Below are 12,744 nucleotides of genomic sequence, written 5' to 3'. Positions count from 1 at the left end.
TATTTATAATAGTATAATAGTCAATATGATAGAGAATCATCTAATTTCCAGATGAAATTGTACCTTATATATCATGTTCTTTTATGTAGTTTCTGGTGAGCATTTATAAATCAACAGGTGCACACAATCATGATTCATAAAGAAAGAAAAAGAGATATCAGGATTATACGTAGTTAGCATAAAGGAACAAAATGTTTCATTATGAACTTATTTACCAGGTTTATCTAAGACTATTCTTTTCTTAGTAGTCCCCTGATAACCGCAAAACTTTCCATTTTCATCGAAAAGCATTTTTGCATAAATTTCTATGGGAACAAGATTTTTGTTTTTGTCATAGGCCACTGTTTCAATCCTAGCATATTCCCTATCAGAACCATCCTTTAATTTATTGCCCATGGTCTCACTTATCTTTTTCATTTCATTATCTGGAAAATGATCCTGAAGTTTTGTTCCGATAAAGTCTTCAGTCTCAAAATGATTTATGTCTGTTGTGGCAGGATTTGCATAGATAAATACGAGATCTTCATTCAATTGCCATATGCTGTCAAAGGTATTTTCAGCAAGAAGGCGATATTTCTTTTCACTTTCCATCAGCACTTCTTCCATCTTAATTCTATCAGCAATCTCCTTTTTAAGCATCTCATTAGCTTTTTCAAGTTCAGATGTCCTACGTGAGACCAGTATTTCAAGTTCTTCCTGTTGCATTCTGAGAAGGTTTCTGGAATTTATTTCCTCTGTAATGTTTTCCATGATCAGAGTGACACCAATTTCTCCGTCATCGAAGGTAGAAGGAATTATTTTGGTCTTGAAAAAACACAACTCATTGTCAACAAACAGGTCTAAGGTTTCTACCTGATCATCACCTTTCCTGGCATCCTTTATACTATCAAGCAAAGTCTTGTTGGAAATCATTGGAGGAAATACATCACATAACTTTTTGCCCTGAATATTGCTTTTGGAATTTTGTGTCAGTTCCATAAATCTGTCATTTGCCTGAACTACCTTGTTGCTATCATCGATAACTACAATATAATCTGATGAAAAATTAAGCAATGTTGAAACAGGTATTCTCTGAGATAAAAAATAGACTTTTGCAGTACCAATATTTTCCATTTCGATGTGTCCGCTAATCCTTAAAAGTTCCAGATATTTGGCAACCGTATTCCGGTTAATTCCAATATTTCTGGAAATATCCGTGACACTCATGCCACGAGGATTTTCCTTTAGAAGTGATTTTATCTTAGTAGTTTCGTGTTTGTATAAGTCCATTTATATAATGGTATATTGCCCCCGGTTCATAAGTATTACGAGTAAAAGTTCATCATTTAGAATTATACACAACCGTATAGATTGTTATTGTCACTTAGATATTTGTTAACTTATCACTTACTCAAAAATCGTGCACAGAAATTGCATTCATAACCTAATATGGTCCTTAATAAATTTTATATTCAAGATATATTTATATATATTATTGTTATAATATTCTTTTGCAATGCAAAGATGCCTGTCAAATGGGAAGCACAAACAAAAATCCCATAAACAGATACGCAAAAAGCAGTTAATTGTGAATGGAAGGGTGAATTTTATGCTAGGAATGAATGATAAATTAAAAACAGAGCTTATCAATGTACTTGATGCGGTAAACTCCGGTGATTCTGAAGCCAGAGTCTCTCCTAAAAATTCAAAACAGGATGATCAAGTTGCACAATCACTAAACTCTTTTTTGAATGACTACTTTGCCTTAAAAAATGAAGTTGCGCAAAAAAGAAGTATTATTGAACTGAAAGAAGCTGAAGATTTCCATAATCAAATGCTTATTGACCAGATAATGAATCTAATTGAATCTATAGTAGAGGGAAAGCTTGATGCTCGCGGAGACACATCTGGATTTAGTGGCAATTGCAAAGATATACTGACAGGCGTAAACAAGCTTCTTGATGCTGTTATGGGACCACTCAATGTTTCAGCAGAATACATAGACCGCATATCAAAAGGAGATATTCCTGAGAAAATTACTGATGAATATAAAGGTGACTTCAACGAGATAAAAAACAACCTCAATATGTGTATTGACGCTGTCAATGCACTGGTAGAAGATTCTATCATGCTGGCACAGGCAGGAGTTGAAGGACAACTTGACATGCGCGCTGATGCTGGCAGGCACAATGGAGATTTCCGCAAAGTTGTAGAAGGAGTCAACGGCTGTCTGGACGCATTTATTGGTCCACTGAATGTTGCAGCAGAATATATTGACCGCATATCAAAAGGAGATATTCCGCAGAAGATTACAGATTCTTATAGCGGGGACTTCAATGAGATAAAGAATAACCTTAACCTTTGTATAGATTCTATCAACTCATTACTTGAAGAAGCTGAGCTCATTACAGATGCTGCAATCGAAGGGAAGCTGGAAACCCGTGCGGATTGTGCAAAATTCAATGGTGAATATGCCAGACTTGTAGAAGGTATGAACCATATTGTAGGGACACTCGTGGGCCATATAGATAGTATCCCGGTCCCATTCATGATTATTGACCGTGATTACAACGTTAATTATGTCAACACAAAAGCAGCAGAAACAGTGAACCTCACAGCTGGCTCCATGGTTGGCACTAAATGCTACGACCATTATAATACTAATGTATGCAAGACCGACAACTGCGTATGTACACGCTCTATGATCTCAGATTTAACAGAACATGGAGAAGCCGTTGCAAACCTTGGAAAAGACGTACATATTACTTGCAGCGGTGTTCCACTGAAGAACAGAGAAGGAATGATCATAGGTTCCCTTGAAATATTTATGGACCAGACAATAGTTAAGAATGCTCTTGAAGATTCCAGTTCTAAAGTAGAACTTCTTAATAGGATTCCAGCTCCGGTAATGGCAGTGGACAAAGAGTTCAATGTCACATTTATGAATCCTGCCGGGGCCAATGCAGTAGGAAAAACTGCTGTTGAATGCAATGGAATGAAATGTTACGAACTATTCAACACCCCACACTGCCAAACAGAAAACTGTCGTGTTGCCAGAGCCATGGATAATGGATCAGTTTCTTCAGCAGATACGGTAGCACATCTTCTATCAGGAGATTTACCAATTCGCTATACTGCAACTCCTTTAAAAAACAGTGAGGGAGAGATCATCGGTGGTCTTGAATATGTAATGGATATGACCTCTGAAGTCAATGTCACAAAGGAAGTACTAAAACTTGCAGATGCAGCGGTTAACGGCAGACTTGATGCACGTGCCGACATAAACCAGTTTGAAGGCAACCCAAGGGACATTGTCAATGCTGTGAACGAAACTCTTGACTCTTTTATTGGCCCATTAAATGTAGCAGCAGAGTATATTGATCGTATCTCAAAGGGCGACATACCTGAAAAGATCACAGATGAATACTATGGAGATTTCAATGAAATCAAGAACAACCTTAACCAATGTATTGATGCAGTCAATGAACTTGTTTGCGATGCAAACATGCTTGCAGAAGCCGCTATCGAAGGTAGACTCGATACCCGCGCCAATGCATCCAGACACGGTGGTGACTACCGTGCCATTGTTGAAGGTGTAAATAATACTCTTGATGCTGTCATTGGTCCACTGAATGTTGCTGCAGAATATGTTGACAGAATAGCTCACGGAGATATTCCTGAAAAGATTACTGATGAGTGTAATGGTGATTTCTGTGAAATCAAGGACAACCTTAACCAATGTATCGATGCCATCAATGCCATGATCAGCGATGCGAATATGCTGGCGGAAGCCGCTGTCGAAGGTAGACTCGATATCCGTGCTGATGAAACTAAGCATCAGGGAGATTTCCGTGCCATTGTTGAAGGTGTAAATAATACCCTTGATGCTGTCATCAGTCCTCTGAATGTTGCGGCTGAATACATTGACAGAATATCCAAAGGTGAGATCCCTGCTTATATCACTGACACTTATTATGGAGACTTCAATGAGATTAAGAACAATATCAATACCTGCATTGATGCAATTAATCTCCTCGTAAAGGATTCTCAATTACTGGCACAAGCGGGCGTAAATGGACAACTTTCAGTTCGTGCTGATGATTCAAAGCATGGAGGCGATTTTGCCAGGATAGTTGCCGGCTTTAACAATACACTGGATGCCATTATTACTCCATTGAACATAAGTTGTGATGTGCTGGATTCATATACAAAAGGCGATCTTGATGCCAGAATTACAATGGAGATGAACGGTGACTTTGAAGAACTGGCAAATACCCTGAACTCATTTGGGGATAACATCCAGAAACTAATTAATGATACCAGTGAGGTTTTGTCGGAGATATCAAAGGACAATCTTACAAGAGGGATTTCTGTAGAATCCGTTGGAGAGTTCGAAAAGCTTACCGATGGTATTGAAAGTGCACGTATGTCACTCAACGATGTTGTTTCACACGTAATGAACGTTGCAGAGCTAGTTGTGACCACTGCAGAAAATATGTCAGCAGCGACCACACAGCTAAACTCATCAGCAAATGAAGTTGCTGGAACAGTGGAAGAGATATCACGCGGATCACAGGACCAGTCTGTCAAAACAGAAGAAGTATCACGTACCATGCAGCACATGACACAGAGTATTCAGGATGTTGCATCTAATTCACAGAATGTTGCAAGCCATGCCCGCGAATCCAACCAGAGAATGACCGAACTTGGAAGGACCAGCAACGAACTTCTCATAATGATGGACGGCATTAAAGATGCAGTATCCGGTTCTGCAACTGTAATCAATAACCTGGAAGAAAAATCAAACCGTATCGGCGAGATCGTCAATCTCATCACAAACATCGCTGACCAGACAAACCTGCTTGCCCTGAATGCAGCTATTGAAGCAGCACGTGCAGGAGAACATGGTCGTGGATTTGCTGTTGTGGCGGATGAGGTCCGAAAACTTGCAGAAGATTCAGGAAATGCTGCAAAACAGATTGCAGACCTTATTCATGAGATCCAGAATGGTACTTCTGAAGCAGTTGCCTCTATGGAAATGGGTACCACAGAAGTTACAAGGGGTGCCGAATCATTAGGAGAGGGTGTTAAAGAAATCGAGCAGGTGATCACTGCTGTGAATGACATCACCAGGATGGTTGAGGACATCGCTGCAGCTGCTGAAGAGCAGTCTGCTGCCATTGAACAGGTGGCATCGTCCGTAGAAGAGGTCGCAGCAATTTCAGAAGAAACAGCAGCAGGAACAGAAGAAACAGCAGCTGCCGTTCAGGAACAAACATCTTCAATGCATGAACTTGCAAACTCTGCTGATGAGTTATCGGATATTGCAAAAGACATGAAAAGAGTGGTCAACCGGTTCAAAACAGTTAGTACAGAATCCGGAATGGATAACGATACTGAGTCTGAAAATACAGAAAGCGATGAATCCTCCCTAAAGAACGCCGCATTGGTCTGATAAGAAAGATTTTTGAATCGAAGGGTACGTTTTCAAATATATCTACAACTACCAGAGATACGCTTCTGGTAGTTGTTTTTCAATTTACAGGGTGAAGAATTTGGAATGGACATTATGAACGTAAAGGAAATAATACATATCCCTGAACCGTTCAGAATTCTACAATCTCCATGTGCCTGCGTAGGTAAACTTGACGATTGTCTTCTTCTATTGATAGATTCCAGAAAGATATTAGGAAAAGATGAACAATTGAGTATTATAAATTCTGGATATCGTGATTTATTTTAGAATAAGTATTATAATAATAAAAACACTATCCGCAAATTCCAATGAATATATTTGTGCAATAATATAGTTTTTAAAGATATGTTTTTATATAATTATATTCATCTTTAAATCTGCATAATTATAATTATACAGAACTAGTAGTTGGCATAATACGAAGTGAATGTGTAAAAGTTAAACACATGCAATTCGACTTTTTATAGGGTGAAAACATGTTAGGGAAAAACAACAAGTTATATAGTGAAATTATCGGTGTTCTGGACTCTTTTGAAGAAGGCAGGTCAGACATTAGACTGGGCGCTGAGTCAACAGGCACCGAGAAAGAGATGACAGAAGCATTGAACGCTTTTCTGGAAAAAGCTGCAGGATGGAAAAATGAAGCTGAACAGCAACAGGAACTATCAAAGCAAGTAAACCAGATGGTGAATGCAACAGTTGAAGGTCAACTTGACGTGAGAATAAAACCTGAAGACTTTGAAGGAGAATTCAGAGATCTTGCAGCAGGAATCAACAAAATGACCGATGCAATTGTAACTCCATTTATGGCTGCATCAAAGTATGTAACCCGCCTTTCTAACGGAGATATTCCTCCTAAAATCACAAAAGAATTCAAAGGCAGTTACAACGAGCTTAAAGACAATCTCAACCTTTGCGTAGATGCTATCAATGCTCTTATCGAAGATTCAGACATGCTGGCAAAAGCCGGATCAGAAGGCAACATTGATATCCGTGCAGATGCCACCAGACATGGCGGAAAATTCAGGACCATCATAGAGAACCTGAACAATACTCTTGACTCTATGGCAAAACCATTGAACGAAAGCACAGATGTTCTGCTCAAAATGGCTGGCAATGACTTTGAAACTGGAGTTGAAGGAGAATACGATGGAATTTTCAAAGACAACGCATACGCAGTCAATGAGGTTCGCAACAGACTACTGAATATCCAGCGTACATTTGAGTATATGGCAAAAGGTGACTTCAGCGACCTTCCAAGATACAAACAGGCTGGAAAGCGTTCAGAGAACGACAAGTTATTGCCATACACCATCAGGCTCATGGAAACTGTTAAAGGAATGGCAGATGAATTCATTGAACTTGGGCAGGCTGCTGAAGCCGGAACTCTGGATTACAGAGTGGATGCTTCGGAATTTGATGGTCTTTTCCAGGAAGCTATTGTTACTGTAAACGATGCATTTGATGCCCTGGTCGCCCCACTTAATGTGAATGCAGAATACATTGACCGCATTTCAAAAGGAGATATTCCTGAAAAGATAACAGAAGAATATAATGGTGACTTCAATGAGATCAAAAACAACCTCAACCAGTGCATTGATGCTGTAAATGCTTTGATAGAAGACACTGAGATGCTGGCACAGGCTGCCATCAATGATCAGCTTGATGTACGTGCTGATGAAACCAGACATCAAGGAGACTTCCGCACTGTTGTAAATGGAATAAACAGAACCCTTGATACTGTTGTTGATAAGACTGACTGGTATGAAGCTATTATTGATGCAGTACCATTCCCAATACATGTAATAGATAATGATATGAACTGGGTATTCCTGAACAAGGCATTTGAAGAGCTGATGGTTAATCAGGGAGTTGTCACTGAAAGATGCCAGGCAAAAGGAATGCCATGTAGCAGTGCAGGTGCCAATATCTGTAATACAGAAAACTGTGGTATTAAAAAGTTACAAAAAGGAGTTAAAGAGAGTTATTTCGACTGGTATGATCTTAAATGTAAACAGGATACTGCTTTCCTGAAGAACAGAAAAGGTGAACCGATCGGTTATGTTGAGACAGTAACTGACCTCACAGCCATACTGCAGAACAATGAATATACTAAGGTGGAAGTAGACCGCCTATCAGCAAACCTCAACTTACTGGCACAAGGAAACCTTGCACTTGACCTTACAGTAGAAACTGGTAATGAGAACACTGTAGAGTCAAGATCAAACTTCGTACAGATTAATGACAACCTGCAGAAAGTAACGGCAGCAGTCGGAGAAATGATTGAAGACGTGGAAATGCTTTCAAACGCTGCAGTAGAAGGAAGCCTGGATACAAGAGCAGATGCGTCCAAGCATCTGGGAGATTACCAGATAATTGTACAGGGAGTTAATGATACACTTGATGCAGTCATTGATCCATTGAACGTAGCTGCAGATTATGTTGCACAGATATCCAGAGGAGAAATTCCTGAAAAGATCACAGAGGAATATCAGGGAGACTTCAATATGCTCAAGAATAATATCAATGATTGTATTGATGGTCTTGGCGGTCTTGTAGAAGCAAATGAAGTCCTACAGGTCATGGTTAACAATGACCATACAAGAAAAGTTGAAGGAAATTACCAGGGAATCTATGCAGAAGTGGCATCAGCTACAAACGGTATTCTTGACAGAATCACCCACGTAATGGATATAAATAAGAAAATAGCAGTGGGTGATCTTAATGACCTTGAGAATCTCAAGAAAATCGGAAAACGCTCAGATAATGATGAACTCATTCCATGTTATATCACAATGATGAGCAACATAGAAGGCATAGTTGATGAGTTCATAAAACTCGGTAATGCAGCAGAAGCTGGAGATCTGGCTTACAGAGCAGATTATTCTCGTTTTGAAGGACGTTTCAGTGATGCGATCAGCACTGTGAATGTGGCATTTGATGCACTGGCAGCGCCTGTAAATGAAGCAATGCGCATAGTCGATGAATACAGTCAGGGCCTTCTCAATGCAAGGTTTGAATTAGAAGCTAACGGTGATTTCAAGAACTTTGCTGATGCTCTTAATACATTTGGTGATAAGCTGCAGGGTCTGATTGAAGAATCAAGTGCCGTTCTTGATGCAATTTCAAATAATGATCTCTCAAAACCACTTACCATTGTTGCTGAAAATGACATCAAGAAGCTGACAGATGGTATCGAAAATGCAAGAAAGTCATTGAATAATGTTGTTTCTATTGTCCTTGACAGCTCCAGAAATGTTGCATCTACATCCGAAGAGATGTCAGCATCAGTTGAAGAGATGACATCTGCCTCGTATCAGATATCTGACACTGTATCTGAAATATCAAAAGGAGCACAGAGCCAGGCATCAAAGACTGAAGAAGTCTCACGTGCAATGGTTGATATGACCATGACAGTGCAGGAAGTTGCAACTAACTCACAGAAAGCAGCCGAGACTGCAAAGGATTCAAATGAGCTGATTAACACCCTTGGTCTAACTACTAAAGATCTTGTTATGAAGATGGATTCTATCAAAGAAGCTACTGGTGAATCATCAAATGTAATTATGCAGCTTGACGGTAAATCCAAACAGATTGGTGAAATCGTGAGCCTTATTACCAATATTGCAGACCAGACCAACCTTCTTGCACTGAACGCAGCTATTGAAGCAGCACGTGCAGGAGAACATGGTCGTGGATTCGCTGTGGTTGCAGATGAAGTAAGGAAGCTTGCTGAAGATTCAGGTAATGCAGCTAAACAGATATCAGGCCTTATTGGTGAGATCCAGGAAGGAACACAGAATGCGGTTACATCAATGCAGCAGGGTTCAGAAGAAGTTGAGCTCGGAGCAACTGCCCTTCAAGAAGCTGCTGCCATTATCCAGAATGTAGTCGAATCCGGAAACACCATCGCACATATGGTACAGGATATTGCAGCAGCAGCTCAGGAGCAGTCTGCTTCAATTGAAGAAGTCACTTCCTCTGTTGAAGAAGTAAGTGCCATATCAGAAGAATCTGCTGCAGGAACCCAAGAAGCATCCGCAGCTGTCGAACAGCAGACCGCAACAATGCAGGAACTTTCCAGATCAGCAGAAGACCTTTCAAGTCTTGCAGGTGATATGAAAGCTGTAGTTGATAAATTTATTTTAGAATCCGTTTCCATGAAAGGCGGGAATACTGCCAGCCCAGAGAAAAGGGAAGAAATAGAGACCGAGGAACATATCCTCGTATAATGAGATGAAAAAATGGAAGATGTTTCAATATCCGGAAATGGCCCGACTGATGAATTATTACAAATGGTAGTTTTCCAGTTGGGTGGCGAAGAATTTGGCGTAGAGATAATGAAAGTGCAGGAAATAATCAGGATGCCGGAGATCACTCAGATCCCACAATCTCCTGAATTCGTTGAGGGAGTAATCAACCTTCGTGGCAGGATTATCGTTGTCATTAACCTTGATAAAAGATTCAACCTTACTTCAAAGGAAATTGACTCTAATTCACGCATCATTGTCGTTGAGATAGGCGAGAATGTTGTTGGAATGATAGTCGATTCAGTTAATGAGGTCCTGAGAATTCCAAAATCAAGTGTTGATCCTGCACCTGAACTTGTGACTTCAACCATCAGCCGCGAATACATTACCGGTGTTGGAAAGATTGATGACCGCCTTCTGATCCTTCTTGACCTTGCAAAGGTCATGAACAAGAAGGAAGTTGCAGAGATAGCAAATCTTGCCTGATCAGGCAGGATTTTCTCTTTTTATTTTTTAGACTTTTTTTATCTACTCAAAAATACTCTTTACTTTGTTTTTCAATCTCTTAATTTACCTACCATTATCATTAAGCATGATCATACTTCATTGACTTTGAAACATTATGTATATATAATAACGAGAATATATAAATGAGCACGTAATTCTTTTAATATAGGAGAGGAAAAATTATGGCATTTACTTATTTCTTCAGGGACATGCAAACGCTGGAAATGATCAGAGATTACGTAATTCCAGAGCTCAGAAGCCGGAGATATATACATATATGGGACGCAGGTTGTGCAATGGGCCCTGAACCGTACTCATTGGCCATAGTATTAAGAGAGAATATGGGAATGACCTTCAGGAATGTGAAAATACACGCAACTGATATTGATAACAGTAACCTCTTTGGTGACATTATCAAAGAAGGAATCTACCCAAGAGAAATGGTTCAGAGAATACCAAAGCCAATATTTGACAAGTATTTCTCAGCAGCAGATGAGTCAGACCACTTCCAGATATCCGATGAGATCAGAAGAAGTGTGGATTTTAAAAAGCATAACCTTCTTGACATGAAACCGATAAGGTCAGGACTAAACCTAATTCTCTGCAAAAATGTCCTTCTGCACTTCACAGAAGCCGAAAGAGTAGAAGTCATGCAGATGTTCCATGATTCACTTGACAGTGGCTATTTCGCAACAGAACAAACCCAGAAAATGCCAGCTGAACTCCAGGAGTACTTCGAACCGGTAGTTGCAAACGCACAATTGTACCGTAAACTGAACTAGTCATATTTTACACATCAGATAGAAAGGTTATGAACATGCCCCAGGAACTAAAATTCACGCTGCTTCCACCTACAAAGGGTTCAGAATGCAGGTGGATGAATATAGACAGAAGAGATAAAAGAGTAGGAAAAACCAGGGGCAAGGTGGAAGGTAACGTCCTTATAATCTACTCCATCACCATTTTCCCGGAATTTGAAGGCAAACATTACGGAAAAAGAACAATTGACTTTTTCAAATCACAATTTGGCACTATTGTTGCTGACAGAGTAAGACCTACAGCAATTGGTTTCTGGGAAAAGATGGGATTTGTCAACAGAGGAGATGGCTCCTACATATTCATGAAAACATGTCCGGTTTCTGGAGCTAATACCTGATTAAATGCTCTAATTATTCATTCAAATCCAATTACAGTTATTCATTTCTATTTTTCTGCATTAATGTAAGTAAACCTTTTTAGTTTTGACACATATTTCTCAGTATGGAAATTGAAGCTAAGTTCCTCATATCTGAACGAGATATCTTTGAAAAACTCAAAGGTATCACATCTGTTGCAGGATTCAGCACCGGCAAGTCAGTAGATAAAGAATTCACTGATACCTATCTTGATACAATGGATATGGCTATTTACGCTTCAGGTTTTTCATTTCGCTGCCGTGAGAAAGGGGAGAAAGTAACCTATACACTAAAATCACTTTCAACATCAACTTCTCTTATACATATGAGGGAAGAAGTTGAGTTCACACTTACTGAGAAGCTGCCTGTAAAAGATTGGGATAATTGTATTCTCAAAAAAAGAGTACTTTCAATCATTAGCTCCGGAGAACTGTTTCCTTTGTTTACTGTAACGCACAAAAGGACAGATATCCCACTGAGCATTGACCAGAGAGAGATTGCAGAGATGAGCTTTGACGATGTGGTTCTTACCTGCGAGAAAAGCAAGAAAAGTTATCTTGAACTGGAAGTGGAACTTACAGGTGAAGGCACTGAAGCAGAACTGAACAGAATAGCTGAATATCTCAGGGATGATGAGGGACTTACTCCTGGAAGTAGTTCAAAGTTCGATAATGGCCTTGAACTTTTTATGGAAAATGTAAGGAAGAATGCAAACATATTGAACTACAATATAGACAGTGAAAATAGAACTGTCAATATTTCTCCGCTCAAAGAAATGATAGAGGAATATGGTATTGAGAGAGAACATGCAAGGAGAGTTGCAGAAAATTCCTACAGGCTTTTTAATGAACTGAAAAGCATACATCATTTACGCAATGAATTGCTGCATACTCTAAGAATTAGCTCGATTGTTCACGATATCGGAGTCATGACCGATGCAAAGGAACATCATAAGGTTGGCAGGGATATTCTCTCAGAGACATGCCCTGATGAACTTCCATATCCACTCTATGCTTTTCTTCCATGGATGACATTCCTGCATAAGAAAAGAATAGACCGGAGAAAACTGGATAAACTATCCATGAAAAAGGAATTCCTATCACTTCCCTCACAGATGCAGGATGATATGCTCAAACTTGCAGCCATACTAAGAATGGCTGATGGTTTGGATTACAGCAGAATGGGAAGTACAATTGCTGAGATCGATCTCACAAAGGAAGATATCATCGTAAAAATAACCGGAAAAGGAGCCAGCATTGATGCAGACAGAGCAGACACAAAAGCGGACCTCTGGCGCCTTCTTTTTGATAGGGACATATATTTCAGGGAAGATTACTGAAGCCCGCTCCCCCCGTTC

General features: G+C 39.6%; 8 protein-coding genes. 7 read left to right on the top strand and 1 reads right to left on the bottom strand.

Annotation, left to right across the window (positions count from 1 at the left end; all coding sequences use genetic code 11):
- Positions 1–207 precede the first annotated feature (207 nt).
- Entirely contained in the window at positions 208–1,269 is a 1,062-nt protein-coding gene (locus FKV42_RS02590; RefSeq protein ID WP_154808690.1) for a PAS domain-containing protein, read from the bottom strand.
- 319 nt (positions 1,270–1,588) lie between these two features.
- Here FKV42_RS02590 and FKV42_RS14070 point away from each other — a divergent pair, with 319 nt between their 5' ends.
- The 7 genes from FKV42_RS14070 to FKV42_RS02555 all read left to right on the top strand — a co-directional run bounded on the left by FKV42_RS14070 (position 1,589) and on the right by FKV42_RS02555 (position 12,726).
- The gene (locus FKV42_RS14070; RefSeq protein ID WP_230375435.1) at positions 1,589–5,434 is read left to right on the top strand and encodes a methyl-accepting chemotaxis protein; all 3,846 of its coding nucleotides are present in this window, start codon (positions 1,589–1,591) and stop codon (positions 5,432–5,434) included.
- A gap of 72 nt (positions 5,435–5,506) precedes the next feature.
- On the top strand, positions 5,507–5,722 hold the full coding sequence (locus FKV42_RS14330) for a chemotaxis protein CheW (RefSeq protein WP_394348034.1): 216 nt from the start codon (positions 5,507–5,509) through the stop codon (positions 5,720–5,722).
- Positions 5,723–5,931: 209 nt separating this feature from the next.
- Positions 5,932–9,687 (top strand): methyl-accepting chemotaxis protein, encoded by a 3,756-nt coding sequence (locus tag FKV42_RS02575; RefSeq protein WP_154808687.1) that lies wholly within the window; start codon positions 5,932–5,934, stop codon positions 9,685–9,687.
- Between the two features lie 12 nt (positions 9,688–9,699).
- Complete coding sequence (locus tag FKV42_RS02570) at positions 9,700–10,191, top strand: chemotaxis protein CheW (RefSeq protein ID WP_154808686.1); 492 nt, start codon at positions 9,700–9,702, stop codon at positions 10,189–10,191.
- Between the two features lie 203 nt (positions 10,192–10,394).
- Positions 10,395–10,994 carry a CheR family methyltransferase gene (locus FKV42_RS02565; RefSeq protein WP_154808685.1) on the top strand — a complete coding sequence of 200 codons (600 nt, stop codon included), beginning with the start codon at positions 10,395–10,397 and terminating at the stop codon, positions 10,992–10,994.
- A gap of 29 nt (positions 10,995–11,023) precedes the next feature.
- Positions 11,024–11,368, top strand: a complete 345-nt coding sequence (locus tag FKV42_RS02560) for a GNAT family protein (protein ID WP_154808684.1) — start codon at positions 11,024–11,026, stop codon at positions 11,366–11,368.
- A 104-nt stretch (positions 11,369–11,472) separates the two neighbouring features.
- The gene (locus FKV42_RS02555) at positions 11,473–12,726 is read left to right on the top strand and encodes a CYTH domain-containing protein (protein WP_154808683.1); all 1,254 of its coding nucleotides are present in this window, start codon (positions 11,473–11,475) and stop codon (positions 12,724–12,726) included.
- The last annotated feature ends 18 nt before the right edge of the window (positions 12,727–12,744 follow it).

The organism is Methanolobus vulcani, assembly GCF_006546655.1.
In the GTDB taxonomy this organism is placed as follows: Archaea; Halobacteriota; Methanosarcinia; order Methanosarcinales; family Methanosarcinaceae; genus Methanolobus; species Methanolobus vulcani_A.
Note: the sequence above shows the minus strand (reverse complement) of the source record. Positions and strands in the feature narration are given on the sequence as shown.

What these genes read in the sequence shown, in the direction of transcription:
- FKV42_RS02590 (WP_154808690.1), bottom strand. Translation starts at nt 1,269, where the DNA reads ATGGACTTATACAAACACGAAACTACTAAGATAAAATCACTTCTAAAG.
- FKV42_RS14070 (WP_230375435.1), top strand. Translation starts at nt 1,589, where the DNA reads ATGCTAGGAATGAATGATAAATTAAAAACAGAGCTTATCAATGTACTT.
- FKV42_RS02575 (WP_154808687.1), top strand. Translation starts at nt 5,932, where the DNA reads ATGTTAGGGAAAAACAACAAGTTATATAGTGAAATTATCGGTGTTCTG.
- FKV42_RS02570 (WP_154808686.1), top strand. Translation starts at nt 9,700, where the DNA reads ATGGAAGATGTTTCAATATCCGGAAATGGCCCGACTGATGAATTATTA.
- FKV42_RS02565 (WP_154808685.1), top strand. Translation starts at nt 10,395, where the DNA reads ATGGCATTTACTTATTTCTTCAGGGACATGCAAACGCTGGAAATGATC.
- FKV42_RS02560 (WP_154808684.1), top strand. Translation starts at nt 11,024, where the DNA reads ATGAACATGCCCCAGGAACTAAAATTCACGCTGCTTCCACCTACAAAG.
- FKV42_RS02555 (WP_154808683.1), top strand. Translation starts at nt 11,473, where the DNA reads ATGGAAATTGAAGCTAAGTTCCTCATATCTGAACGAGATATCTTTGAA.